This is a genomic window from Paraburkholderia xenovorans LB400 (assembly GCF_000013645.1).
In the GTDB taxonomy this organism is placed as follows: domain Bacteria; phylum Pseudomonadota; class Gammaproteobacteria; order Burkholderiales; family Burkholderiaceae; genus Paraburkholderia; species Paraburkholderia xenovorans.
In genome coordinates this window covers 4,280,123-4,303,889 of record NC_007951.1, presented here as the reverse complement: position 1 = coordinate 4,303,889, position 23,767 = coordinate 4,280,123, and the positions used below count along the sequence as shown (strand labels likewise).

The 23,767-nt window shown below is 64.1% G+C and carries 24 protein-coding genes; 13 read left to right on the top strand and 11 right to left on the bottom strand.

Annotated elements, in window-relative coordinates:
* Positions 1-242 precede the first annotated feature (242 nt).
* The 3 genes from BXE_RS19250 (at position 243) to BXE_RS19240 (ending at position 2,539) form a co-directional block, all read left to right on the top strand.
* Positions 243-1,478: a ribonucleotide-diphosphate reductase subunit beta gene (locus tag BXE_RS19250; RefSeq protein WP_011489885.1), complete on the top strand. Its 1,236-nt coding sequence runs from the start codon at positions 243-245 to the stop codon at positions 1,476-1,478.
* 86 nt (positions 1,479-1,564) lie between these two features.
* Positions 1,565-1,891 carry a hypothetical protein gene (locus tag BXE_RS19245; RefSeq protein WP_038457319.1) on the top strand — a complete coding sequence of 109 codons (327 nt, stop codon included), beginning with the start codon at positions 1,565-1,567 and terminating at the stop codon, positions 1,889-1,891.
* Positions 1,892-1,921: 30 nt separating this feature from the next.
* The gene (locus BXE_RS19240) at positions 1,922-2,539 is read left to right on the top strand and encodes a histone H1-like DNA-binding protein (protein WP_011489883.1); all 618 of its coding nucleotides are present in this window, start codon (positions 1,922-1,924) and stop codon (positions 2,537-2,539) included.
* A 267-nt stretch (positions 2,540-2,806) separates the two neighbouring features.
* Here the strand turns inward: BXE_RS19240 and BXE_RS19235 are convergent, their stop codons facing one another.
* The 10 genes from BXE_RS19235 to BXE_RS19190 form a co-directional block, all read right to left on the bottom strand.
* Entirely contained in the window at positions 2,807-3,283 is a 477-nt protein-coding gene (locus tag BXE_RS19235; protein ID WP_011489882.1) for a glycine zipper 2TM domain-containing protein, read from the bottom strand.
* A 26-nt stretch (positions 3,284-3,309) separates the two neighbouring features.
* Positions 3,310-4,248 carry a carbohydrate kinase family protein gene (locus tag BXE_RS19230; RefSeq protein ID WP_011489881.1) on the bottom strand — a complete coding sequence of 313 codons (939 nt, stop codon included), beginning with the start codon at positions 4,246-4,248 and terminating at the stop codon, positions 3,310-3,312.
* A 94-nt stretch (positions 4,249-4,342) separates the two neighbouring features.
* Complete coding sequence (gene tpx, locus BXE_RS19225) at positions 4,343-4,843, bottom strand: thiol peroxidase (RefSeq protein WP_011489880.1); 501 nt, start codon at positions 4,841-4,843, stop codon at positions 4,343-4,345.
* 73 nt (positions 4,844-4,916) lie between these two features.
* Complete coding sequence (locus tag BXE_RS19220; protein WP_011489879.1) at positions 4,917-6,221, bottom strand: zinc-ribbon and DUF3426 domain-containing protein; 1,305 nt, start codon at positions 6,219-6,221, stop codon at positions 4,917-4,919.
* Positions 6,222-6,269: 48 nt separating this feature from the next.
* Positions 6,270-7,172 carry a 50S ribosomal protein L11 methyltransferase gene (prmA, locus tag BXE_RS19215; protein WP_011489878.1) on the bottom strand — a complete coding sequence of 301 codons (903 nt, stop codon included), beginning with the start codon at positions 7,170-7,172 and terminating at the stop codon, positions 6,270-6,272.
* A 3-nt stretch (positions 7,173-7,175) separates the two neighbouring features.
* Entirely contained in the window at positions 7,176-8,543 is a 1,368-nt protein-coding gene (gene accC, locus BXE_RS19210) for an acetyl-CoA carboxylase biotin carboxylase subunit (RefSeq protein WP_007180351.1), read from the bottom strand.
* A 129-nt stretch (positions 8,544-8,672) separates the two neighbouring features.
* Positions 8,673-9,143, bottom strand: coding sequence for an acetyl-CoA carboxylase biotin carboxyl carrier protein (gene accB / locus BXE_RS19205; RefSeq protein WP_011489877.1), 471 nt, complete (start codon positions 9,141-9,143; stop codon positions 8,673-8,675).
* A gap of 69 nt (positions 9,144-9,212) precedes the next feature.
* Positions 9,213-9,668, bottom strand: coding sequence for a type II 3-dehydroquinate dehydratase (gene aroQ, locus BXE_RS19200; protein WP_011489876.1), 456 nt, complete (start codon positions 9,666-9,668; stop codon positions 9,213-9,215).
* A 194-nt stretch (positions 9,669-9,862) separates the two neighbouring features.
* A complete protein-coding gene (locus BXE_RS19195; protein ID WP_038457323.1) occupies positions 9,863-10,411 on the bottom strand; it encodes a TlpA family protein disulfide reductase in 549 nt (182 codons plus the stop codon).
* Positions 10,412-10,421: 10 nt separating this feature from the next.
* A complete protein-coding gene (locus BXE_RS19190; RefSeq protein WP_007180355.1) occupies positions 10,422-11,075 on the bottom strand; it encodes a hypothetical protein in 654 nt (217 codons plus the stop codon).
* 279 nt (positions 11,076-11,354) lie between these two features.
* Here BXE_RS19190 and mpl point away from each other — a divergent pair, with 279 nt between their 5' ends.
* The 5 genes from mpl to mtgA all read left to right on the top strand — a co-directional run bounded on the left by mpl (position 11,355) and on the right by mtgA (position 17,285).
* Complete coding sequence (gene mpl / locus BXE_RS19185) at positions 11,355-12,749, top strand: UDP-N-acetylmuramate:L-alanyl-gamma-D-glutamyl-meso-diaminopimelate ligase (protein ID WP_011489874.1); 1,395 nt, start codon at positions 11,355-11,357, stop codon at positions 12,747-12,749.
* Positions 12,746-13,348, top strand: coding sequence for a YqiA/YcfP family alpha/beta fold hydrolase (locus BXE_RS19180; protein WP_011489873.1), 603 nt, complete (start codon positions 12,746-12,748; stop codon positions 13,346-13,348). The genes mpl and BXE_RS19180 overlap by 4 nt, the downstream gene beginning before the upstream one ends.
* Before the next feature lie 175 nt (positions 13,349-13,523).
* Complete coding sequence (locus tag BXE_RS19175; RefSeq protein WP_011489872.1) at positions 13,524-15,653, top strand: ribonuclease catalytic domain-containing protein; 2,130 nt, start codon at positions 13,524-13,526, stop codon at positions 15,651-15,653.
* A complete protein-coding gene (gene aroE / locus BXE_RS19170) occupies positions 15,650-16,513 on the top strand; it encodes a shikimate dehydrogenase (RefSeq protein ID WP_011489871.1) in 864 nt (287 codons plus the stop codon). Before BXE_RS19175 ends, aroE begins: the two co-directional genes overlap by 4 nt.
* A 49-nt stretch (positions 16,514-16,562) precedes the next feature.
* A complete protein-coding gene (gene mtgA, locus BXE_RS19165) occupies positions 16,563-17,285 on the top strand; it encodes a monofunctional biosynthetic peptidoglycan transglycosylase (protein ID WP_011489870.1) in 723 nt (240 codons plus the stop codon).
* Positions 17,286-17,475: 190 nt separating this feature from the next.
* Here mtgA and BXE_RS19160 read toward each other — a convergent pair whose 3' ends face one another.
* Positions 17,476-18,615: an IS481-like element ISBxe3 family transposase gene (locus tag BXE_RS19160; RefSeq protein ID WP_011486500.1), complete on the bottom strand. Its 1,140-nt coding sequence runs from the start codon at positions 18,613-18,615 to the stop codon at positions 17,476-17,478.
* A 466-nt stretch (positions 18,616-19,081) separates the two neighbouring features.
* Between BXE_RS19160 and BXE_RS19155 the strand changes: the two genes are divergently transcribed.
* From BXE_RS19155 to BXE_RS19135, 5 genes are all read left to right on the top strand, one after another.
* Positions 19,082-20,077 (top strand): IclR family transcriptional regulator, encoded by a 996-nt coding sequence (locus BXE_RS19155; protein WP_038457326.1) that lies wholly within the window; start codon positions 19,082-19,084, stop codon positions 20,075-20,077.
* A complete protein-coding gene (locus BXE_RS19150; protein WP_011489868.1) occupies positions 20,074-21,138 on the top strand; it encodes a 2-dehydro-3-deoxygalactonokinase in 1,065 nt (354 codons plus the stop codon). Before BXE_RS19155 ends, BXE_RS19150 begins: the two co-directional genes overlap by 4 nt.
* 36 nt (positions 21,139-21,174) lie before the next feature.
* Positions 21,175-21,855 carry a 2-dehydro-3-deoxy-6-phosphogalactonate aldolase gene (locus BXE_RS19145; RefSeq protein ID WP_011489867.1) on the top strand — a complete coding sequence of 227 codons (681 nt, stop codon included), beginning with the start codon at positions 21,175-21,177 and terminating at the stop codon, positions 21,853-21,855.
* Complete coding sequence (locus tag BXE_RS19140) at positions 21,852-22,628, top strand: SDR family oxidoreductase (RefSeq protein ID WP_011489866.1); 777 nt, start codon at positions 21,852-21,854, stop codon at positions 22,626-22,628. Before BXE_RS19145 ends, BXE_RS19140 begins: the two co-directional genes overlap by 4 nt.
* Positions 22,629-22,759: 131 nt before the next feature.
* Positions 22,760-23,758 (top strand): arabinose ABC transporter substrate-binding protein, encoded by a 999-nt coding sequence (locus BXE_RS19135; RefSeq protein ID WP_011489865.1) that lies wholly within the window; start codon positions 22,760-22,762, stop codon positions 23,756-23,758.
* The last annotated feature ends 9 nt before the right edge of the window (positions 23,759-23,767 follow it).

The window sequence follows — 23,767 nt, the reverse complement described above, 5'->3', positions numbered from 1 at the left end:
CGCTCCGCAATACAGATAGATAGAGCAGCGAAACGATACTTCGACACGTTGCTCTTCGAGCTCGCGAAGCACCTCGACGACACATGTTCAACACGCTTCACACGAGGTGATGCACACATTCTGTTGAACAAAGTGTTGTATGAACGTAGCAACGCGAATCGAAAACAGGATTTTTCATCAGCGAACTCTTTTATCGCTCGTGAAAAGATGGTACAAACCGTTCTAAATTGATGGTGACATTTATGCTCAACTGGGATGACGAGATCACTGCCGTAACTCCCTCGAGCGCTACGCAACAGAATGTGTTGCGCAACGCTGCGGGACCGGCTGTCGGTTCGCAAGTCGGAACGCGTTCCGCTCCTCATGCTCCCTCGGCTCAAGACGTCTTCGCGAACGACATTGCTGTCGCTCCCGTCGCTCATGTGACCCACGCTGCGGCTGGAACGGCTGCCGTTTCGGAAGCGCGGGTCAACGTCGCCGACAAGCGCATCATCAACGGCCAGACCGACGTCAATCAGTTGGTGCCGTTCAAATACAAGTGGGCGTGGGAAAAGTATCTGGCTGGTTGTGCCAACCACTGGATGCCGCAAGAAGTGAACATGTCGCGTGACATCGCCCTCTGGAAAGACCCGAACGGTCTGACCGAAGACGAGCGCCGCATCGTCAAGCGCAACCTGGGCTTCTTCGTGACGGCCGATTCCCTCGCCGCCAACAATATCGTGCTGGGCACCTACCGCCACATCACGGCGCCCGAATGCCGCCAGTTCCTGCTGCGCCAGGCGTTCGAAGAGGCGATCCACACGCACGCCTACCAGTACATCGTCGAATCGCTGGGCCTCGACGAAGGCGAAATCTTCAACGCGTATCACGAGGTCTCCTCGATCCGCGCGAAAGACGAATTCCTGATTCCGTACATCCACGTGCTGACCGATCCGGCCTTCAAGACCGGCACGCTCGAAGCAGACCAGACGCTCCTGCGCTCGCTGATCGTGTTCGCCTGTGTGATGGAAGGGCTGTTCTTCTACGTCGGCTTTACCCAGATCCTGGCGCTGGGTCGCCAGAACAAGATGACGGGCGCGGCGGAACAGTACCAGTACATCCTGCGCGACGAGTCGATGCACTGTAACTTCGGCATCGACCTGATCAACCAGATCAAACTCGAAAACCCGCAACTCTGGACGGCTGAGTTCCGCGCGGAAATCCGCGAGATCTTCCAGCAGGCGGTCGAACTCGAATATCGTTACGCAGAAGACACGATGCCGCGCGGGGTGCTCGGCCTCAATGCGTCGATGTTCAAGAGCTATCTGCGCTTCATCTGCAACCGCCGTTGCCAGCAGATCGGTCTCGATCCGCTGTACCCGAACGAGGAAAACCCGTTCCCGTGGATGAGCGAGATGATCGACCTGAAGAAGGAACGAAACTTCTTCGAGACGCGAGTGATCGAATATCAGACTGGCGGCGCGCTGACCTGGGAGTGATCCGGGTTCGTGCTGCAGATGCATTCATCGATGGGGATGCCGCTGGCTTGGGCCGCGGCAATTTTGGCTAGGAGCAGAATCGCCTGATGCAAAGCATGCCCGGTGCGCCGCGTGCCTTCGCGGCCCACAACTATGACAGGCACTTTGCGAACCCTTCAGTGGGATGGGCAAACTTCCCCCCGGAAAAAGCCGCTGGCGCGATCGCCGGCGGCTCGATCAAGCAATTGCCGGCGTTGAGCTTCAACGCCGATCAGATCTGGCGCGCGGTGCCTTGTGGCACGGCGCGCCTTACCGCATTCATTAGCGTAAGCGCGCAGCACCTGCGTACGCCGATGAATAGCCCGCTTCGTAGCGCGCGCCCTGAGAAGCGTCCGCGGGAAGCGGGTTTTGACGAAGGGTGTAGTTTGAACTGACTCTCATCTGAAAACCTGAAGGAGAAAATGATGGCAACTGCAAAAAAAGCCGCCGCAAAGAAACCCGCAGCAAAGAAGGTTGCAGCTAAGAAAGCTGCTCCGGCCAAGAAGGCTGCTCCGGCGAAGAAAGTCGCTGCCAAGAAAGTCGCAGTGAAGAAGGTTGCAGCGAAGAAGGCAGCACCGGCGAAGAAGGTTGCAGCGAAGAAAGCTGCTCCGGCCAAGAAGGTTGCAGCCAAGAAAGTCGCGGTGAAGAAGGTTGCGGCGAAGAAGGCAGCACCGGCCAAGAAAGCCGCAGTGAAGAAGGTTGCAGCTAAGAAGGCAGCACCGGCCAAGAAGGCTGCAGCGAAGAAGGCTGCACCGGCTAAGAAGGCTGCTGCCAAGAAGGCTGCGCCTGCGAAAAAGGCTGCTGCTAAAAAGGCTGCGCCCGCGAAAAAGGCTGCCGCTAAAAAGGCTGCGCCTGCCAAGAAGGCTGCCGCGAAGAAGGCCGCTGCTCCTGCCAAGAAGGCTGCCCCTGCGAAGAAGGCTGTCGCCAAGAAGGCGGCTCCTGCACCCGCAGCGACTTCTGTCTCGAGCGCACCGGCGGCGACGGTGAAGACCGCGCTGAACCCGGCAGCGGCATGGCCGTTCCCGACGGGCAGCCGTCCGTAAGCTGGCGCGTCAGCGGTAGAAGTACTTCGGCACGTCGTACTCTGTGTCGATGATCGAGTAGCGCTTAAGTAGCAGCATGACCGAGCGCTACTCGGTCAGGGTCCCGTTGCCGGGTTTCTGGCGACGGGATTTTTTTTGCTTCGGCGCAGGCGCCTTCGTTAAGACACGCTTCAAAACCCGCAGGCGAAAAAAAACGCATGCACAGGGGAGGGCATGCGTGTGAGGTCGTCGCGGCGGCGTAAAGCCTCGCCGCGCGAGAGGGGAAACCTAGTGCGTGACGCGCGTGACGCCTCCGCTGGAAAGCAGACGCACGCGCTCGCCGGCGCGGAAGATCTCGCCGGTGGCGCTCTGGGTGATGGCACGCATGTCGCCGTTGTCGAGCCGCACGGTGATCTCCAGACCGTCGTGCACCGCGACGCCGTTCTCAACCGCATTGCCTGCCACTGCACCCGCCAGACCGCCGATGATGCCCGTGACGATCGAGCCGCGCCCGCCGCCGATCGCGCTGCCGGCAACCGCGCCGAGCGCGCCGCCGCCGATCGCGCCCAGACCGCTCGGCTGGCCGTTGTTCGAACTGATCTTCACCGCGCGCACGCTATCCACCGTGCCCATGCGGACCGTTTCTTCCCGCTGTGCCTGCGACGCCGTGTACACGTCCGCAGAGCTGCTGTTGTACGCACACCCCGACATGGCCAGCGAACCGGCGATCAAGGCGGCCACTATCAGGCGACTCGTTGTTCTCATTCCCTAAACTCCAATAGCTCTCGGTATTACGGCAGGTCGTATCCGAACGCCTGCTTGAACCGCTCGTTGATCTCGGCCCGGCTGGGCGCGTAGTTTTGCGGGCCCTGGTGTTCGATCTTCAGCGCGCCCATCAGGCTCGCGAGCCGGCCGGTGGTGGCCCAGCCGAGCTTGTTCCCGATGCCGTACAGCAGGCCGCCGCGGAATGCGTCGCCGCAGCCTGTGGGATCGAGCACTTGCTGTGCCTTGACCGCCGGAATGTCTTCGACCCCGCCCGCGTGATGGATCTGCGCGCCTTGTTCGCCGAGCGTGACGATCAGCGCTTCGACCTTGCCGGCGATTTCTTCGATCGACCAGCCCGTTTTGTTGCTCACCAGTTTGGCTTCGTAATCATTGACAGCCACATAGGTAGCGAGTTCAATCATGCGCCGCAGCGACGCACCGTCGAAGAGCGGCAACCCCTGGCCCGGATCGAAGATGAACGGCACGCCCGCGGCCGCGAGGTGCTCGGAATGCTGGATCATGCCGTCGTAGCCGTCGGGTGCGACGATGCCGAGCGTAATGCCCCTGGCCTGGTCGGCGCGGTTCAGATGCGACTGCATCATCGCGCCCGGGTGGAACGCGGTGATCTGATTGTTTTCCAGATCCGTGGTGATCATCGCCTGGGCCGAATAGGCGTCGGGCACTACCAGCACGCTTTCCGTCGACAGACCGAGTTGCCTGAACCGGTCCATGTACAGTTGCGCGTCGACCGAGCCGAGCGCGCCCATGATGCGCGCGTCGCCCCCCAGCAGATGCAGCGAGTAGGCGATGTTGCCCGCGCAGCCGCCGAACTCGCGGCGCATGGTCGGCACGAGAAAGCTCACGTTCAGGATGTGGACCTGCTCCGGCAGGATGTGCTCCCGGAAGCGGCCTTCGAAGGTCATGATGTTGTCGTAGGCGAGCGAGCCGCAAATCAGCGTAGCCAAGGCGAGCGTCCTGTAAAAACGATAAAGGGAATGGGTACGACCATGTGACAGCGCCGCGCATGGAGCGCGGCGCCGGAGTCCGTACGCGACGGTGTTACTTCAACGCGGCGAGTGCGGCGTCGTAATTCGGCTCGTTCTTGATTTCGCCGACCAGTTCGGCATGAACGACCTTGTCGTTCTCGTCGATCACCACCACGGCGCGTGCCGTCAGGCCGGTCAGCGGGCCGCTCGTCACGTCCACGCCATAGGCTTGCGCGAATTCATGGCCGCGGAAGGTGGATGCGGTGACGACGTTCTCGATGCCTTCGGTCGTGCAGAAGCGTGATGCGGCGAACGGCAGATCGCCCGACACGACGATCACGGCCGTGTTGGTCAGTTTGGCGGCGGCTTCGTTGAACTTGCGGGTCGACGTGGCGCAGGTCGGTGTGTCGAGGCTCGGAACGATGTTCAGCACTTTGCGCTTGCCGGCGAAATCGGCCAGCGAAACCGGCTTCAGATCCTTGCCGACCAGCGAGAAAGCGGGAGCGGCCTGGCCCACGGACGGGAACGTGCCGGCTACTTCAATCGGGTTGCCACCCAGCGTGACTTGACTCATGTTGTTGTGCTCCGAAAATTCGTCAGTAATAACGGTGGACGCGCCCGGTCGGTGCCGGGCGCGCAAGAATGCGTTACGGATAAAAAATCTGCACGCGGAAATTGGAAGCGACCGCATTGCCCGTATCGAGATGCACGATCATGGTCTGGGTCGTGTGCGCGGGCAGGCCGGCCGCGATCGGCGTGCCGGGCGGAACATAGTCTTGCGGCCACAGCACGCGGCGTACCGCGACATTGTTCTGGTCGTCGAGCAGCGTGAGTTCGATGGCCGGATAGGCGAGCGCAATATTGAAGCGGTTGCGCAGCGGCATCTTTAGTTCGAGCTTGTGCGGACCGTCGATCTGCCGCAGATCGGAAGGTTCGACCTGCAAGCCGTCGATGTCGTGCGGCGGGGTGACGAGACAGCCCAGCGCCGAGCAGGCCTTTGCGTAGAGCGTCTGCGAGCGCGGCAAATACACCATCACCGTTTCGCGCTGCCACCACGCGAGTTGCGCAAGCAGCGCGATGATCAACAGCCCCGCCACCACCGAGCCGACGATGATCCAGCCCATGCGCCGCGGTTCGGCCGGGCGCGTTTCGCGCACAACCGGGAAGGGATCGGCGCCGTCGTTGACCGGCTGGACGGAGAAGGGCTCGCCGCTGGCGGCGAGCGGGGCGCTGCTGGCGGGCGCCGCGCCGGCGGCAGCGGCGGGGTTGGCAGCACCGAAGGCGGCCGTGCCCGCACCCGCCGCCGCGCTTACGCCGGCCGCACCTACACCGGCCGCAGCTACGCCGGCGGCACCGAAACGCGGCTCATTGTCGGGAATGCCGTGCAAGGTAGCCGATCGATCCAGAACCGGCTCCTCCAGCGGCGATTCAGAAGCCCGCTCGGTCTTGTGCCAGACGCGCGGCGCTTCTTCCACGGGCGGCTCGACGGGGTAGGCGAAGGGGTCGAGCGGCGCGTCCGCGAGTATCGGTTCGTGGTCGGGCGTAATGGGCGCGGTGAATGCGCCGGCCGGCAATTCGGGTTCCGTAGCGTGGCGCGGCGTGACCGCAATGCCAGCGCCGGTGGAGACCGGCGCGAGCGGCACATTGCCGGCGTTGTGGCGCAGACGGTTGTCGATGGCGGCGTCGGGTGACGGCGCCCACGGGTCCCAGGCTCCGGCGCTGAAGTCCGGGCCTTGCGGGCGTACGCCCGAGAGCGCTTCGATCGCCGCGGCAGCGGCGACCGGTTTGGCGGTGGAGAAGTCGCCGCCTTCAGTAATCTCGAACAGGCTGCTCGACGCGTCGAACACTTCCTGGCAATGCCCGCAGCGCACGAGGCCGCGACGTAGCGCGAGCTGTTCCGTTTGCAGGCGGAAGACGGTTTCACAGAAGGGGCAACGCGTTGCCAGGAGCATATTGAGCCGATGAGCCGAAAGGCCGTTGGTTGGACAATACGCCTTATTCTAATGGCTTTCGCGACGCGTTCCCGACAGACATACCCAACCTTCGTGTTCGCGCCAGACGCTGATGTCGATCCATCGTGCGTAGACCTGTGCGACTTCGTCCGCCTGCCGCGCCAGAATGCCCGACAGCGCGATCCGGCCACCCGGCTTGACCTTCGACGAGAGCATCGACGCCATCAGCTTGAGCGGATTGGACAGGATATTGGCGACTACGATATCGAACTCGCCGGTGGGACATGCGTCGGGCAAACCGTACGTGACTTCCGCGCGATTGCGCTCGCTGTTATGACGCGCCGACTCCACCGCTTGCGGGTCGATGTCGATGCCGTACACCGGATCGGCGCCGCACTTCTTCGCGAGGATCGCGAGAATGCCGGAGCCGCAGCCGTAATCGAGCACGGACTGCCCGGGCTGCACCGATTGCTCCAGCCATTCCATGCAAAGCCGCGTGGTGGGATGGCTGCCGGTGCCGAAAGCGAGTCCCGGATCGAGTTCCAGCACGAGTGCTTCCGGGTCCGGCGCATCGTGCCACGACGGCACGACCCAGATGCGCTCGCCGATCTTGATCGGATCGAACTGCGACTGCGTGAGCCGCACCCAGTCCTGCTCTTCGACTTCACGCACGGTGAACGAAGGCGCTGCTTCCAGGCCGATTTCATTGGCCGCGGCGGTCAGCAATACCGCCGGCTCGTGCTCCGGCGCGAGCAGCGCGATCACGCGCGAACGCTGCCATGCCGTGCGATCCGGCGTGAGACCGGGCTCGCCGAACAACGGCTGCTCGTCGGGCGTGTCGGCGTCCGCGTCTTCGACCGATACGGACAACGCGCCCAACTCGAGCAGCGCGTCGGAGAACTCCTCCGCGTGCTCGCGTGCCAGTTCGGCGATCAGTTCCCGGTAGCTCATGAGTTACGCTTCTTCCGGCGCGGCCTGCTGCTTCGCGGCCAACCGGTTTTCGAGGTAGTGAATGCTGGTGCCGCCTTCGACGAACTTCGCGTCCAGCATCAGCTCGCGGTGCAACGGGATGTTGGTCTGAATGCCTTCCACCACCATTTCCGACAGCGCGATGCGCATGCGCTTGATCGCCTGCTCGCGCGTCGCGCCGTAGGCGATCAGCTTGCCGATCATCGAATCGTAGTTCGGCGGCACGAAGTAGCCATTGTAGGCATGCGAGTCGACGCGGATGCCGGGGCCGCCCGGCATATGCCACGACGTCAGGCGTCCCGGCGACGGAATGAACTTGAACGGATCTTCCGCGTTGATCCGGCATTCGATCGCGTGACCCTTGAACACGATATCGCGCTGACGGAAGGCGAGTTTTTCGCCGGCCGCGATGCGGATCTGTTCCTGCACGATGTCGACGCCCGTGATCAGTTCGGTCACCGGGTGCTCGACCTGCACGCGCGTGTTCATCTCGATGAAGTAGAACTCGCCGTTCTCATACAGGAACTCGAACGTGCCCGCGCCGAGATAGCCCATCTTCTTGCAGGCGTCCGCGCAACGATCGCCGATGCGGTCGATCAGGCGGCGCGCGATACCCGGCGCCGGCGCTTCTTCGATCACTTTCTGGTGACGGCGCTGCATCGAGCAGTCACGCTCGCCCAGCCAGACTGCGTTCTTGAACGAGTCGGCCAGCACCTGAATTTCGATGTGCCGCGGGTTCTCCAAGAATTTCTCCATGTAGACCTGCGGGTTGCCGAACGCGCGGCCGGCTTCTTCGCGCGTCATGTTGACTGCGTTGACGAGCGCGGCTTCCGTGTGAACCACGCGCATGCCGCGGCCGCCGCCGCCGCCCGCGGCCTTGATGATGACCGGATAGCCGACCTGGCGGGCAATCTTCACGATCTCTTTCGGATCTTCCGGCAACGCGCCTTCCGAGCCCGGCACGCACGGCACGCCGGTCTTGATCATGGTCTGCTTGGCCGTGACCTTGTCGCCCATCATCCGGATGGTTTCCGGGCGCGGGCCGATGAAGGTGAAGCCGGACTGTTCGACACGTTCGGCGAAGTCGGCGTTTTCCGAGAGGAAGCCGTAGCCGGGGTGGATCGCTTCGGCGTCGGTCACTTCCGCCGCGCTGATCAGCGCGGGCATGTTCAGGTAGCTCAGGTTCGAAGGCGCCGGGCCGATACAGACCGCCTCGTCGGCGAGCTTCACGTATTTGGCTTCCTTGTCGGCTTCCGAATAGACGACGACGGTCTTGACGCCAAGCTCGCGGCAGGCGCGCTGGATACGAAGCGCGATCTCGCCACGATTGGCAATGAGGATTTTTTCAAACATAGCGGGTTTTCGACTCATCAATGGGCGCCGGGTTGATCACAACGCCGGCTGCCTCAGAGGATCGGTCGCGCGCCCTGGATAGCGGGCGCGCGGGCGGCATGCGCAGAACTGAGCGCTGGGCGTGCCGCGTCAGCCGACCACGAACAGCGGTTGGCCGTACTCGACCGCCTGGCCGTTTTCGACGAGGATTTCCTTCACCACGCCGGACTTGTCCGACTCGATTTCGTTGAGCAGCTTCATGGCTTCGATGATGCAGATCGTCTGGCCTTCCTTGACCGTGTCGCCCACCTGGACGAACGGCTCGGCGCCCGGCGACGGCGCGCGGTAGAAGGTGCCGACCATCGGCGAAGTCACCACATGGCCTTGCGGCGCGGCGGCGGCCGGCGTAGCCGGTGCGGCTGCGGCAGCGGCCGGCGCTTCGCCGCCGGCGGCCGGCAGCGGCTGCGCGTATTGCGGTGCATACGAGGCGGACGGTTGCACGTAAACCGGCGGCGCATTCTTGACGATGCGAACCTTGCCTTCGCCCTCGGTCACTTCGAGTTCGGAAATACCGGACTCCGAGACGAGGTCGATCAGAGTTTTCAGTTTACGTAGATCCATCAGGAAGCCCCTTTCAATGCGTAAAGTGCCGGCGCGTGCGCGGCCGGCGCAAATTAGACGTGTTTGGAATCAGCCGCGCGACGAGCCGGCGCAGAGCCGGTCGAGCGCGAATTCGAGCGCGTACAGATAGCCCTTCCAGCCGAGGCCGCAGATCACGCCCTCCGCCTGGTCGGAGAAATACGAATGATGCCGGAACGGTTCGCGACGATGCACGTTCGACAGATGAATCTCGACGAACGGGATGCCGACCCCCGCCAGTGCGTCCCGAATGGCCACGCTGGTGTGCGTGTACGCGGCGGGATTGATCAATATGAAATCGGTGTTTTCAGTCCGCGCGGATTGGATGCGATCCACCAGAGCGCCTTCATGATTGCTCTGGAACGACGCGAGTTCGACACCTGCGTCCGCTGCGCGGTCCGCCAGCGCCTGATCGATCTGCGGCAAGGTCACGCGACCGTAGACCTCGGGTTCCCGGGTGCCGAGAAGGTTGAGGTTGGGTCCGTGCAGTACCAGCAGTCGCGTCATGGTCGCTTCTTTTTCCGTGGAATTGGGCGCACTTTAGCGCTGATTAGAGAAACTTGTCTAGTTTCCCGCGCGTACGGATCGGTTGCGGCACCGTTTTGCCGCCGCCGTGGGCGCTCATCTTCTCTCAAATCCGCGCGATTTGCGCGCATTTTTCCGCGTTCGGCAGGTAAGTGAGTGTCAAAAGAATGTGAAATTTAAAGCGCGTCGAGCGTCTGTTTCAGCGCTTGCGGGTCGATTTGTCCTAATTTTGTCGAGCGAATGTTGCCTTTTGCGTCGATTACCACGGTGAAGGGCAGGCCGCCCGCTGTATTGCCGAACGCACGCGCGAGGTCGGCGCCGCCGAAGCCGGTCACATAGACCGGGTACGCTACTTTCACTTTTTGCAGGAACGCCTGCACGTTTTTATCCGAATCGACGCCAAGTCCGACGAACTGGATGCCTTTTTTCGCGTAATCGCGCTGAAGCTGCGACAGCGCGGGCATTTCTTCCACGCAGGGCCCGCACCACGAGGCCCAGAAGTTGACGACGATTGGGTGTCCTTTAAGCAAACTTAGCGTCTGCGGCTTGCCGTCCACCGTGGTCACCGGCTCGGTCCACAGTTGGGCGACCGCGCTTTCGGCCGAGGCCGGTTGCGATGCATGCGCCACTTCGGCGCCGCCGTTCAGCCAGTGGTTCGCCAGCACCCCGCCGCCCGCAGCGACGATGGCGATAAGCGCACCCGCCAGAATCCGTCTCATATTCATCCTGGTCAGTCTAGTTGGTTGAGGGAGCGACGCCGCTGCTATCGAGCAGCGTCTGAACGGCCTGCAGGTTCGCGCGCGCCGTGCGGCCGCGCGTGTCGGCGCGTACCGCGCCGCGCAGGTCATCCGTTTCGTAGAGCGCGACGTGCACGCCGACCGGCTCCGCGTCGCGCCCTTCGTTAGTGGGGCGCCACAGGAAGCTGAGCGTTTCGACGTAGCCGCGGCCGGCAAAATGCCGCGTTTCCGAGACGTCGTACTGGATGTTCGCGTTCAGAAAGTAGATTGCGACTTCTTTCGGATTGTCGCAGAACACCTGAAGGTGAATGTCCGAGTGTTCGCCGGCGGTGCCGCCGAGCACCGCGCCGGTCAGATAGGGGTTGAACGGCGCGAGCCGCTCCATCCAGTCGACGGCGATACAGCGCAGCCGGCGTAACAGCGCAGGCTGGCTGTCGCCCTGAAACAGCGACTGATATTCCCGGATTTCTTCTTCGATCTGGTCGTTATCCGGCAGCCATTCGCCGGCAACCCGGCTCTCGCCGACAACCTGCCGGGCCGCTTTGCGCTTCGCCGTGGCGTAATCCAGACCGTCTTCGGCGATCATGCGCGCAGCCGCGATGGCGATTTCCTCACGCACGCGCTGCGGATCGAAGTGTGATTTGCGAACCATCCCCCGATCATACTAGAGAATGATGGCGGCCTTTCCTGGCGGGTCGCAGCGCGCGTCGGGCCAAGGATCGCGCGGACCAGGCGTTCGTAGGGCGATCCGGAGGCGTCGGTTACAATAGCGTCCTTTGCAGACGGTCGTTTCGGCCGCTCTTCTGCGCTCCCATCCCTCTCAGGAAAACGCCGGGCCGCCCCAGGTTTTCTTGCCCCCTCGGGGGCCTGGCGCGAAGCGGCAGGTTAGGGGGCCCTTCCAGGAAAAACGCCCGCGCGGCACGACAGGCTTATGCACATCCACATCCTCGGTATTTGCGGCACGTTCATGGGCGGTCTCGCGGTCCTCGCGCGCGGCGCGGGCCACACCGTGACGGGTTGCGACGCCGGCGTCTATCCGCCCATGAGCACGCAGCTGGAGGCGCAAGGCATTGGTCTGATCGAAGGTTACGACGCGGACCAGCTGAACGGTCTGAACGCGGATCTGTTCGTGATCGGCAACGTGGTCTCACGCGGCAACCCGCTGATGGAGGCCATTCTCGACCGCGGCCTGCCGTATACCTCCGGTCCGCAATGGCTCGGCGAGCATGTGCTGAACGGCAAATGGGTGCTGGCGGTGGCCGGCACGCACGGCAAGACGACCACCAGCTCCATGCTGACATGGCTGCTCGAAGACGCCGGCCTCAATCCGGGCTTCCTGATCGGCGGTGTGCCGCTGAATTTCGGCGTGTCGGCCCGGCTGACCGATTCCAGCTTCTTCGTGATCGAAGCCGACGAATACGACACGGCCTTTTTCGATAAGCGCTCGAAGTTCGTCCACTACCGGCCCAAAACCGCCGTGCTGAACAACCTCGAATTCGATCACGCGGATATTTTCCCCGATCTGGCCGCGATCGAAACTCAGTTCCACCACCTGATCCGCACCGTGCCGGGCATTGGCCGGATCGTGACGAACGGCCGTGAAGACGCGCTCGAGCGCGTGCTGACGCGCGGTTGCTGGAGCGAAGTGGAGCGCTTCGGCGTGCAGGGCGGCTGGGAAACACTGCCGGCCGAAGACGGCGTGCCGGTCGACGAGCGTTTCGCCGTCTATCACAACAGTGAGCGCGTCGGCGCGGTCGAGTGGCAAGTGCAAGGCGAGCACAACCGCATGAACGCGCTGGCCGCGATCGCCGCCGCGCGCCATGTCGGCGTGCCGCCGGCGCAAGCCGCCCGGTCGCTGGCGAGCTTTCGCAACGTCAAGCGCCGCATGGAGGTGCGCGGCAGCGTCGACGGCGTCACCGTCTATGACGACTTCGCCCATCATCCCACCGCCATCGAGACCACCCTGGCCGGGCTGCGCGCCCGCGTGGGCCGCGACAACACGCGCATTCTCGCCGTACTGGAACCGCGCTCCAATACCATGAAGCTTGGTGTGATGAAAGCGCAGTTGCCGGCCAGCCTTGCCGACGCCGATCTCGTCTTCGGCTACGGCGCGCCGACCGGCCGCGACGCGCTCGGCTGGAATCTCGGCGAAGCGCTCGCGCCGCTCGGCGGCAAGGCGCAGGCTTTCGACAATCTCGACGCGCTGGTCAAAGCGGTAGTTCACACAGCGCGCCCCGGCGACCAGATTCTGGTGATGAGCAACGGCGGCTTCGGCGGCGTGCATCAGAAACTGCTCGATGCTCTTTCCGCGCGAGGCACTTCGTGATCCTTTATCTGCACGGTTTCCGCTCGTCACCCAATTCGTTCAAGGCGCGCGTGCTGGCGGCACGGCTTGTCGAACTCGGCCGCAGCGACGAATGGTGCTGCCCCATGCTGCCGGTTTCGCCGTTCGAGACGGTGGCGCTCGCCGAATCGCTGGTGGCCGCCGCGAAGCCGAAAAACGTCACGCTGATTGGCAGTTCGCTGGGCGGCTACTTCGCCACCTATCTGGCCGAGAAACACGGCTGGCCGGCGGTGCTGCTGAACCCGGCGGTCGTGCCGCAGCGCGATCTGAGCGCCTATCTCGGCGAGCAGCCGTTGTGGCACGGCGGCGGCAGCATCGTCGTCGAGCCGCATCATCTGGATGAGCTGCGCGAGCTCGGCGTCGCGTCGATCACGCGGCCCGAACGCTATTATTTGATGGCCGCCACCGGCGACGAAGTGCTCGACTACCGCGAAATGCTCGCGCACTATCCCGGCGCGCGCACTACGCTGATCGAAGGGAGTGACCACGCGATCAGCGAGTTCGCGCAATACGTCGACGAAGTGCTGGCTTTTTGCGACGCGGAAGACGTCGAGCCGCCGGCGCCGCGCGAAGCCGCCTGAGGCCGGGCATTGCGGCAGCGAGGCATTAGCCGCGCATCAGATCCATGCCGCCGGCGCGCGCGTATCGCGCCGCGGATCCACTACCACGAACACGTTGCCGTGCCGCGCACGCAGTGACCGATCGCTGAGCAAGATCGGGCGCGCCGGCAGATGCAAGTCAGAACGAGAGTATTGAGTGAACGTTTTCTTCGAGGAATCGGGCAGTTTCAAGGCCGGCAGCGTGCTGTCGCGCCAGGGCGACGCTTTTCAGGTCGAGTTGCCGGGCGGCCGCCGCACCAAGGTGCGCGCGAAAGATGTGCTGATCGAATTCGACAAGCCGAGCGCGGCCGAGCTCATGCAGCAGGCCGACGCCGCCGCGCAGGAGATCGATCTCGACTTCCTGTGGGAATGCGCGCCTGACGACGAATTCCCGTTCGCCACGCTCGGCGCCGAGTACTTTGGCGAACGCTTCGGCGCGATCGAGCGCGCCGCGCTGGTGCTGCGCCTGCATGGGTCGCCGGTGTATTTCCGCCGCAAGGGCCGCGGCATGTATCAGCGCGCGCCGCAGGAGCAACTGAAAATGGCGCTTGCCGGGCTGGAGCGCAAGCGTCAGCAGGCGCTGGTGCAGGCCGGTTATGAAGAAGAGCTGAAGGCCGGCCGGCTGCCGGGCGCCTTTACCGGCAGCAAGGCGCTGGCGCTGTTGACCAGGCCCGACAAGAACACGATCGAATACAAGGCGCTCGAAGGCGCCGCGGCGGCGCGCGGCATTTCGCAAGCGCGCCTGATGCTCGAATGCGGCGCCATTCCGTCGGCGCGCGCGTTGCACGAAGCGAAATTTCTCTCCGAGTTTTTCCCGCACGGCACCGGCTTTCCGCCGGTCACTGTTGGCAGCGTACCGGAAGATCTCCCGGAAGCGGACGTGCAGGCGTTCTCGATCGACGACATCACCACCACCGAAATCGACGATGCGTTCTCCGTCGAGCATCTGGCGGATGGCCGCGTGCGGATCGGCGTGCATATCGCCGCGCCGGCGCTCGGCATTCAGCGCGGCGACGAGGTCGACGCGATCGCGCGCACGCGCCTCTCCACCGTGTATATGCCGGGCGACAAGATCACCATGCTGCCCGACAGCGTGGTTGAAGCGTTCACGCTGGCCGAAGGCGGCTTGCGCCCGGCGCTTTCGCTGTATGTGATCGTCAATCGCGAGACCCAGGAAATCGTCGCGAGCGAAACGCGCGCCGAGCGCGTGTTCGTGAAAAACAATCTGCGCCACAACACGCTCGATGAACTGGTGACCGAAGAGGCGCTGGCCGCCGGCACCGGCGACTATCCGCACAAGGAAGACCTTGCCGTGCTGTGGCCGTTCGCGCAGGCGCTGTTCGAAAAGCGCCAGGCCGCGCGCGCCAGCTATGGGCTGCGCCGCGAAGTGCAGCGCAATACCGACTTCAACTTCTACGTGGAAGGCGAGCACGTCACGATCACGCCGCGCCGGCGTGGTTCGCCGCTCGATACGATCGTCGCCGAGCTGGCGATTCTCGCGAACTCGTCGTGGGGCGCGTTCCTGCACGACCACGGCGTGCCGGGCATCTATCGCACGCAGCGCGCATTCGGCGCGCCGACCGGCCCCAAGCGCACGCGCATGCAGACCAACGCCGCGCCGCACGAAGGCCTCGGCGTCACCCAGTACGCTTGGAGCACGTCGCCGCTGCGCCGTTATGTCGACCTGGTGAACCAGTGGCAACTGATCGCCTGCGTGCAGCATGGCGTGACCGCGAAACTGGCCGCGCCGTTCAAGCCGAAAGACGCCGACCTGTTCGCCGTCGTGCAAGGGTTCGACGATACGTACACCGCGTATGCCGATCATCAACGCCGCATGGAGTACTTCTGGTGTCTGCGCTGGCTGAAGCAGGAGAACCGGAAGCAGGTGGTGGCGTCGGTGGTGAAGGGCGATCTGGTGCGCCTCGAAGAGATTCCTCTGCTGCTCCACGTGCCGGGCCTCGGCGTGCACGCACGCGGCACGCGTTTGCAGATGGAAGTGATGTCGATCGATGAATTGACGGTCGAAGCGTCCGTGCGTCTCCTGCACGTACTCGACGCGCCGACCGTGACGAGCGGCAGCGAGGCCGAAGAAGCGGACGAGAGCGAAGAAGAAATCATCGACGCGCCCGACGAGAGCGCCGAAGGCGAAGCCGAGGCTCAGGCCGAAGCCGAACTCGACGGCAGCGAGGCGGCGGCCGCGCCGAACGACGCCGCAAATGGCGAAGGCGAGGGCGAAAGCGCGAGCGATGCCGCCACGCATCGGCACGTCGCGGAGCCGGGACGATGAGCGCCGGCGATTCACTCGACCGGTACGCGGTTATCGGCAATCCGGTCGGCCACAGCAAGTCACCGTTCATTCACGGCCGCTTTGCCGAGCAGACCGGCGAGGCTATCGAGTATGGCCGCCTGCTCGCGCCGGTGGATGCGTTCGTGCCCACCGTGCGGGCTTTCATCGAAGCAGGCGGGCGCGGCCTGAACGTGACCGTGCCGTTCAAGCTCGAAGCGTGTACGTTCGCCGACACGTTGTCGCCGCGCGCGGCCGCCGCGGGCGCGGTGAACACGTTGCGCGTCGATGCGAACGGTATTTACGGCGACAACACCGATGGCTTTGGTCTCGTGCGCGATATCGAGGTGAATCTCGGCGTGTCCCTGAAGGGCGCGCGCATTCTGTTGCTGGGTGCGGGCGGCGCCGCGCGCGGCGTGGTTCTGCCGATATTGGAGCGGGCGCCGCATACGCTGACCATCATCAATCGCACCGCGCAGAAGGCCGAAGCGCTGGTCGATCAGTTCGCGCAGGCCGCGCGCGACGCCGCGTGCCGGCTGGGCGGCGGCAGCGCGCGGGCGATCGAAGCGGGCGCGTATGACGTGATCGTGAACGCCACGGCGGGGAGCCTGGACGCGTCGTTGCCCGAGTGCGACGACCGAGCGTTCGGCAGCGGCACACTCGCTTACGACATGATGTATGGCGCGCATCCCACGGTGTTCATGGAACACGCGCGGAAACTGGGCGCGCGCGGTGCAGATGGACTCGGCATGCTGGTCGAGCAGGCCGCCGAATCGTTTTATGTGTGGCGCGGCGTGCGGCCTGACGGCGCGCCGGTGCTGGCCGAATTGCGGGCGCTGTTGACGGCGCCGTCGCACGCATAAAGTTGCGCATCACCTTGCCGCATTCACCGACACGAGGATCTCGAGCACGATGACAGCAACGCGGCGCGTGAGCCGGCCAGGTCCGGTGCGATGGATGTTTTATCTGGGCGCGGTAGTGGCGATTGCGTGGCTGGCGACGCAGGCGTTTTACTTCGCGCAGATCGCGGTGTGGAATTACGTGAATCCGCGGACCACCTCGTTTATGCGGTCGGACGCATGGCGGTTGTCGCAGGATCGGCCGGATCTTTCCGTGCAGCATACGTGGGTGCCGTATGACCAGATTTCGCGCAATCTGAAGCGCGCGATCATTGCTTCCGAGGATGCGAATTTCGTCAATAACAATGGGTATGAGACGGACGCTATCTTGCAGGCCTGGGAGCGGAATAAGGCCAAGGGCAAGATTGTTCGTGGTGGGTCGACGATTACCCAGCAGTTGGCGCGGAATCTGTTTTTGTCGCGGGAGAAGAGTTATATCCGGAAGGGGCAGGAGCTTATCATTACCTGGATGCTTGAGACCTTGATGGATAAGGAACGCATTTTTGAGATTTATCTCAACTCCGTTGAGTGGGGGAATGGGGTTTATGGGGCTGAGGCGGCGGCTCATTACTATTTCAAGACCTCGGCCAGTAAGTTGACTGCTGCGCAGTCGGCTCGGTTGGCTGTTATGTTGCCGCAGCCTAAGTATTTTGATGAGCATAGAGGGTCGCCGTATTTGGCTCAGCGCTCGCGGGTGATTGCTCGGAGGATGGGGGCGGCGGAGTTGCCGGATTAGATGTTTTTTTTGTCTGTGCGGCGGTTTTTTTTGGCGGCTGTGTTTTTTGGGGGTTTTGGCCTTTCCTTGAGTTCTTTGTGGTTTATTAGGGTTGCCCCTGTGCGGGGCGGCACTCACTTTCTTTGCGGCCGTGTATGGACCGGAGACATGGGTAACAGGTGTGCGGAGACATGGGTAACACATGCTCCGCTCACTCCTGCGGACTCAGGTTGATGGTTCCGAAACGGTGATGCGCAAAAAACAGGTCGTAGCAGTTCTCTTCACCGACGCGCTCCCGGATGGCCACGGGCAGGTTATGCAATGCGCTCGATACCTTGAAGCGCTGCTTCCTGAAGCGTAGTTCACCATTCCACTTCACGTACTGCACGTGGTCGTTTGCGCCGTACTCGATCGGCGGCAGGCTCTCGGGGTAGGCACGCGGGCTCGGTCGATAGCGCGTAACCGGGGTCGCCATGTCCAGCGCCTGATGCGGGCGCTGGTGGTTGTAGACCGAGCGCCACTCATCGAACGCCTGCTGGGCGCTGCGCAGGTCCCTGAAATGGCGCCCGGCGATCACCTCGGCCTTCAGCGTGCGATGAAACCGCTCCTCCTTGCCATTGGTCTGCGGATGCGCCACGCGGCTGTGCGACAGTCGCACGCCCAGCCGGATGAGCCAGATGGCCAGTTCGGTCAACTGGCCCGGCTGGCTGGGGCTGCCCCACGGCGAACCATTGTCCGCGTTGATGCGCAGCGGCAGCCCGTAGCGGCGGAACGTGCGCTCCAGATGATGCTGCACGATCCGGGTGTCGGTGCTGATGCAGGCATCGAGGGTCACGTTGTAGCGCGAATGATCGTCCAGCATGGTCAGTGGCGAACAGTGCCGTCCGTCCTGCAGGTCGAACCAGCCCTTGAAATCCATCTGCCAGAGATCGTTGGGCTGCGCGTGCTCGAAGCGCTGCCAGGCCGTGGCGGCGGCGGAAGCGGCCGGCTCGATCAGCCCGTGTCGATGCAGGATATCGGTCACGGTGCTGGGCGCGGGCACATCCGTTTGACCCAGATCGCACAGACGTCGGCTGATCTTGCGTCCACCCCAGGCCGGATGCGCCCGCCGCAGTTCGACCACCCGCTGCTCGACCGACGGTGGCGTGCGTGCCGGGCTCTGCTGGGGCCGTCGCGAATGATCCGTCAGCGCGGTGTCGCCACCCTTTGCGTGGCGATCGAGCCACTTGTAGCCGGTCTTCGGGCTGATGCCAAAACGCCGACACAACTCACGACGGTTGGCGCCTTCCTGCGAGGCCAGTTGAACGAATTCCAGACGCAAATTCATGGTGTCTCTCGGGTTCCAGGGCATAACCGGCTCCAGGCGATTCGCTCGCCCAGAGTGTTACCCATGTCTCCGCACACCTGTTACCCATGTCTCCGGTCCATACACGGCCGCAAAGAAAGTGAGTGCCGCCCCGCACAGGGGCAACCCTAATAAACCACAAAGAAAAGAAAAGGCCAAAAACCAAAAAATCCCATACAGAACACACAACAAAACAAAAAATCCCATTATATGAATCCAGCACTCACATATTGGAGCTTTCTCAAAAACCGCCCTACAATCCAACCCAACGCCCAAAGCGCCGCACCGGCAAGCACCTCTCCCGCCGCCAAAGCGCCAAAAAGCCAAAAAAGCAGAGCAAAAAAACCGGAGACAAAAGCCCAACCATGCCTAAACCTCAAAGGCAGCACGCCCGCCACACGGCGAGCACCCCAGGCCCTCTCTCCGGCCCCGCGCTGTAAGCGCAAAGAAAACCACCGAAAAGCGAATCGCCATGAACAAAGCGATGCCCACTCACGCCGCGACCGCGTCCGAAGCCGATCTGGCGCCATCCGCCGATCAGGCGCCCAACGCCGCCCCGCGTTCCGCGCCCGCCGCTAACGCGCCCGCCGCCAAAGTGCCCCGCGCCGCCGCAGGTATCCAACCGCCTCCGGTCGACGGAATCGCCTTACCCAGCACGCTGCTCGACGTCACACCGCAACAAGCCGGCACACAAACGCTGCTGCGCGGCCTCGCGATCCTGGAAGCCGCCGCCGCTGGCGTACGCGACCTGCGCACCTTCGGCGCCGCGCTCGGCACGACCCGCAGCACCACGCATCGACTGGTGAGCAGCCTCGTGCAAGCGCGCTATCTGCGCCAGGTGCAAGGCGGCTATCTGCTCGGCCCGAAGCTGATCGAACTCGGCACCATCGCGCTCGAACAGATGCCGCTCACCGCAGTCGCCCGTCAGCATCTCGAATCGCTCGCGGAGCAAACCCTCGACACCATCCACCTCGGCGTGCGCGACGGCGACGACGTCCTGTACATCGACAAGATCCCCGGCACCCGCGGCCTCGAAATGCGCTCGCGCGTCGGCCACCGCATGCCGCTGGCATCGACGGGAATCGGCAAGGCCATGATGCTCGACCTCACGCCGGACGTGTGGCAAGCGCTCTTCGACGCATCGCGGCGCGCGCTCGCCGGCGTCAGCTTCAAGCCGGATAACCGCCCCGACGCGCAGACCTTCATGCAGCGCATGGCGAACTACGCCGCCGGCGGCTACACCTTCGACCTCGAAGAAAACGAAGCGTCGATCCGCTGCGTCGCGGCGCCCGTGCGCGATGCGTCGGGCGCGGTGGTGGCGGCGCTTTCGGTGGCGAGCACGATTCCGTATATGTCGCTCGAACGCATGGACGAACTGATTCCGGTCGTGCAGCGCGAGGCGCGCGCGATCTCGGAAGAACTCGGCTGGCGCGCCCCGCAACCGGCCACCCGCAGGATCAAGCGATGAAGCAAGCGGGTTCCCCCACGCCGACAGCCAGTCACGCAGCGGCAGGCGCGGTCGACGCCAGCCACGCGCATGCCGCGCTGATCGCGCTCGACTGGGGCACGACGTCGCTGCGCGCGTATCTGTACGACGCGTCCGGCAACGTGCTGGCCACGCGCGGCTCGGCGGCGGGCATCATGAACCTGCCGTGCAGCGCGGACCAGGGCGGCTTTGACGCGGCTTTCGACGAGGCCTGCGGCGCCTGGCTCGAACATGCGCCCGCCGTGCCGGTGATCGCGGCAGGCATGGTCGGCAGCGCGCAAGGCTGGCTGGAAGCGCCGTACGTGGACACACCGGCGAGCGCCGACGCGCTGGTGGCCGGCATCGTTCGCGTCAAGGCGGCGTGCGGCGTCACGCTGCATATCGTGCCGGGCGTCCTGCAACGCGGCGAACTGCCCAACGTGATGCGTGGCGAAGAAACGCAGATTTTCGGCGCGCTCGGCCAGGAAGCGGGCGCCGCGAACGCGGCCGACAGCGGCAAGCGCTCGCTGATCGGCCTGCCCGGCACCCACGCGAAATGGGCGGTGGTGCAGGCGGGCCGGATCGAACGGTTTCACACTTTCATGACCGGCGAAGTGTTCGCGGCCCTGCGCGACCACACGATCCTCGGCCGCACGATGGACACGCCGGACCGTCCGGATACGGGCGCGTTCCTGCATGGCGTGAACATCGCCCGGGAAAAGGGCCACGCGGGCGTGCTCGCGACCATATTCAGCGCGCGCACGCTCGGCCTCACCGGACAACTTTCGCGCGAACAGCAGCCCGACTATCTGTCGGGATTGCTGATCGGGCACGAACTGGCCGGCCTCGACGCCGTGCTCGCGCAACAGCAAAGCGCACTCGCCGGGCAAAGCCTGCGCCTGATCGGCAACGAAGCGTTGTGCGAGCGCTATCGCCTCGCGCTGGCGCAATTCGGCTGCACCCAGGCGGAGCTGGTGAAGCACGCCACCGAGCGCGGCCTGTGGCGCGTCGCCTCGCAGGCGGGGCTCGTCAAACCCGCGCCCCAAGCGGCGCGCGCGGGCTAACCGGCAGCGCCGCCGCTCACGAAACAAGGAACCGACATGCAACCTCATATCAATCTGCCCGCTCCGTATCTGCCGCACGCGGGTTTGATCGCGGCGTTCGAAGCGTGTCCGCTGATCGCGATCATGCGCGGCGTGACGCCTGCTGATGCCGCCGCTCACGGTCAGGCGCTTTACGAAGCCGGTTTCCGGATCGTCGAAGTGCCGCTGAATTCGCCGCAACCGTTCGACAGCATCGCTGCGATCCGCAAGGCGTTGCCGGCCGATGCGATCGTCGGCGCGGGCACGGTGCTGCATCCGAGTTTCGTCAACGACGTGAAGTCGGCGGGCGGCGAACTGATCGTCATGCCGCATAGCGACCCGGAAGTGGTCAGCGCCGCGAAAGCACAAGGCATGGCCTGCGCGCCGGGCGTCGCGACGCCCACGGAAGCGTTCATCGCGCTGAAGAACGGCGCGGACGTGCTGAAGATGTTCCCCGCCGAACAGCTCGGCTGCCAGGTCGTGAAGGCCTGGCGCGCGGTGATCGCGGTGGAAGTGCCGCTGGTACCGGTGGGCGGCATCACGCCGGACAACATGGGGCCGTTTCTGAGCGCGGGCGCGAACGGTTTCGGTCTCGGCTCGGCGCTGTACAAGCCGGGTCAGAGCGCGGCCGTGACCGCGTCGCATGCGAAGGCGTTCATCAACGGTTTGCGTATCGCCAGAGCAGGGGCGAAGAAATGAAACGGCTCGCCGGCAAAGTCGCGCTTGTCACCGGAGCGGGACGCGGCATCGGCGCGGCGATCGCGTACGCGTTCGCGCGCGAGGGTGCGGCGGTGGTGCTGGCGGAACTGGATATCGAAACCGCGCAGCAGACAGCGGAGCACATCAGGTCGCAGACCGGCGCGCGCGTGCTCGCGGTACACACCGACGTGACGCAGGCGGCCTCGGTTCAACACGCGGTGAGCGAGGCCGAACGCGCATTCGGCGCGCTGGACGTGCTGGTGAACAACGCCGGCATCAACGTGTTCTGCGACCCGTTGACCATGACCGACGACGACTGGCGCCGCTGCTTCGCGGTCGATCTCGACGGCGTCTGGAACGGTTGCCGCGCGGTGTTGCCGCGCATGGTGGAGCGCGGCGCGGGGAGCATCGTGAATATCGCGTCGACGCACTCGTTCAAGATCATTCCGGGCTGCTTTCCGTACCCCGTGGCCAAGCACGGCGTGATCGGCCTGACGCGCGCGCTCGGCATCGAATACGCGCCGCGCAATGTGCGGGTCAACGCGATCGCGCCGGGTTACATCGAAACGCAATTGACGCACGACTGGTGGAACGAACAGGCCGATCCGGCCGCCGCGCAGCAGGCGACGCTGGATCTGCAGCCGATGAAGCGCATCGGCCGCCCGGAAGAAGTGGCGATGACGGCGGTATTCCTCGCCTCGGACGAAGCGCCGTTCATCAACGCCACCTGCATCACGGTGGATGGCGGCCGCTCGGCGCTGTATCACGACTGATTTTGCAGTACCCGGATTGCGCAGGGGCGCAACGAGTACACCGGACGACGCGCTGGCCGCGTGTGTCACACCCGGTACAAGAAGACGCGGCCGATACCTTCTCGTTATCAATTAGTCAGGAGACACGCATTATGAAACGTAGAATTTTCCTCACGCTGGCAGCAGCGGCGGCGGGTGTGCTCTTCAACGCACCGGTCGCGCAGGCCGCTGATCCGGTGAAGATCGGTTTCCTCGTGAAGCAGCCGGAAGAGCCGTGGTTCCAGGACGAGTGGAAGTTCGCCGAGATCGCCGCCAAAGAGAAGGGCTTCACGCTGGTGAAGATCGGCGCGCCGTCGGGCGAGAAGGTGATGAGCGCCATCGACAACCTGGCGGCGCAGAAGGCGCAAGGCTTCGTGATCTGCACGCCTGACGTCAAGCTCGGACCGGGCATCGTCGCGAAAGCGAAAGCCGACGGCCTGAAGATGATGACGGTGGACGACCGTCTGGTCGACGGCGCGGGCAAGCCGATCGCGTCGGTGCCGCATATGGGCATCTCGGCGTACAACATCGGCAAGCAGGTCGGCGACGGCCTGGCTGCCGAAATCAAGAAGCGCGGCTGGGACATGAAGGACGTGGGCGCGATCGACGTGACCTACGAACAGTTGCCCACCGCGCATGACCGCACCAGCGGCGCAACCGACGCACTGGTCGCCGCCGGCTTCCCGAAAGCGAACGTGATCGCCGCGCCGCAAGCGAAGACCGACACGGAAAACGCGTTCAACGCGGCCAACATCGCGCTGACGAAGAATCCGAACTTCAAGCACTGGGTCGCCTACGGTCTGAACGACGAAGCCGTGCTCGGCGCGGTGCGCGCAGCGGAAGGGCGCGGCTTCAAGGCGGACAACATGATCGGTATCGGCATCGGCGGTTCGGACTCGGCACTCAACGAGTTCAAGAAGCCGTCGCCGACGGGCTTCTACGGCACGGTGATCATCAGCCCGAAGCGCCACGGCGAGGAAACCTCCACGCTGATGTACGACTGGATCACGCAAGGCAAGGCACCGCCGCCGCTGACCCTGACCACCGGCATGCTGGCCACGCGTGACAACGTCGCGGATGTGCGCCAGAAGATGGGCCTCGCGGCCAACTAAGCGGTTTGG

What these genes read in the sequence shown, in the direction of transcription:
- BXE_RS19250 (WP_011489885.1), top strand. Translation starts at nt 243, where the DNA reads ATGCTCAACTGGGATGACGAGATCACTGCCGTAACTCCCTCGAGCGCT.
- BXE_RS19245 (WP_038457319.1), top strand. Translation starts at nt 1,565, where the DNA reads ATGCAAAGCATGCCCGGTGCGCCGCGTGCCTTCGCGGCCCACAACTAT.
- BXE_RS19240 (WP_011489883.1), top strand. Translation starts at nt 1,922, where the DNA reads ATGGCAACTGCAAAAAAAGCCGCCGCAAAGAAACCCGCAGCAAAGAAG.
- BXE_RS19235 (WP_011489882.1), bottom strand. Translation starts at nt 3,283, where the DNA reads ATGAGAACAACGAGTCGCCTGATAGTGGCCGCCTTGATCGCCGGTTCG.
- tpx (WP_011489880.1), bottom strand. Translation starts at nt 4,843, where the DNA reads ATGAGTCAAGTCACGCTGGGTGGCAACCCGATTGAAGTAGCCGGCACG.
- BXE_RS19220 (WP_011489879.1), bottom strand. Translation starts at nt 6,221, where the DNA reads ATGCTCCTGGCAACGCGTTGCCCCTTCTGTGAAACCGTCTTCCGCCTG.
- prmA (WP_011489878.1), bottom strand. Translation starts at nt 7,172, where the DNA reads ATGAGCTACCGGGAACTGATCGCCGAACTGGCACGCGAGCACGCGGAG.
- accC (WP_007180351.1), bottom strand. Translation starts at nt 8,543, where the DNA reads ATGTTTGAAAAAATCCTCATTGCCAATCGTGGCGAGATCGCGCTTCGT.
- accB (WP_011489877.1), bottom strand. Translation starts at nt 9,143, where the DNA reads ATGGATCTACGTAAACTGAAAACTCTGATCGACCTCGTCTCGGAGTCC.
- aroQ (WP_011489876.1), bottom strand. Translation starts at nt 9,668, where the DNA reads ATGACGCGACTGCTGGTACTGCACGGACCCAACCTCAACCTTCTCGGC.
- BXE_RS19195 (WP_038457323.1), bottom strand. Translation starts at nt 10,411, where the DNA reads ATGAATATGAGACGGATTCTGGCGGGTGCGCTTATCGCCATCGTCGCT.
- BXE_RS19190 (WP_007180355.1), bottom strand. Translation starts at nt 11,075, where the DNA reads ATGGTTCGCAAATCACACTTCGATCCGCAGCGCGTGCGTGAGGAAATC.
- mpl (WP_011489874.1), top strand. Translation starts at nt 11,355, where the DNA reads ATGCACATCCACATCCTCGGTATTTGCGGCACGTTCATGGGCGGTCTC.
- aroE (WP_011489871.1), top strand. Translation starts at nt 15,650, where the DNA reads ATGAGCGCCGGCGATTCACTCGACCGGTACGCGGTTATCGGCAATCCG.
- mtgA (WP_011489870.1), top strand. Translation starts at nt 16,563, where the DNA reads ATGACAGCAACGCGGCGCGTGAGCCGGCCAGGTCCGGTGCGATGGATG.
- BXE_RS19160 (WP_011486500.1), bottom strand. Translation starts at nt 18,615, where the DNA reads ATGCCCTGGAACCCGAGAGACACCATGAATTTGCGTCTGGAATTCGTT.
- BXE_RS19155 (WP_038457326.1), top strand. Translation starts at nt 19,082, where the DNA reads ATGAACAAAGCGATGCCCACTCACGCCGCGACCGCGTCCGAAGCCGAT.
- BXE_RS19150 (WP_011489868.1), top strand. Translation starts at nt 20,074, where the DNA reads ATGAAGCAAGCGGGTTCCCCCACGCCGACAGCCAGTCACGCAGCGGCA.
- BXE_RS19145 (WP_011489867.1), top strand. Translation starts at nt 21,175, where the DNA reads ATGCAACCTCATATCAATCTGCCCGCTCCGTATCTGCCGCACGCGGGT.
- BXE_RS19140 (WP_011489866.1), top strand. Translation starts at nt 21,852, where the DNA reads ATGAAACGGCTCGCCGGCAAAGTCGCGCTTGTCACCGGAGCGGGACGC.
- BXE_RS19135 (WP_011489865.1), top strand. Translation starts at nt 22,760, where the DNA reads ATGAAACGTAGAATTTTCCTCACGCTGGCAGCAGCGGCGGCGGGTGTG.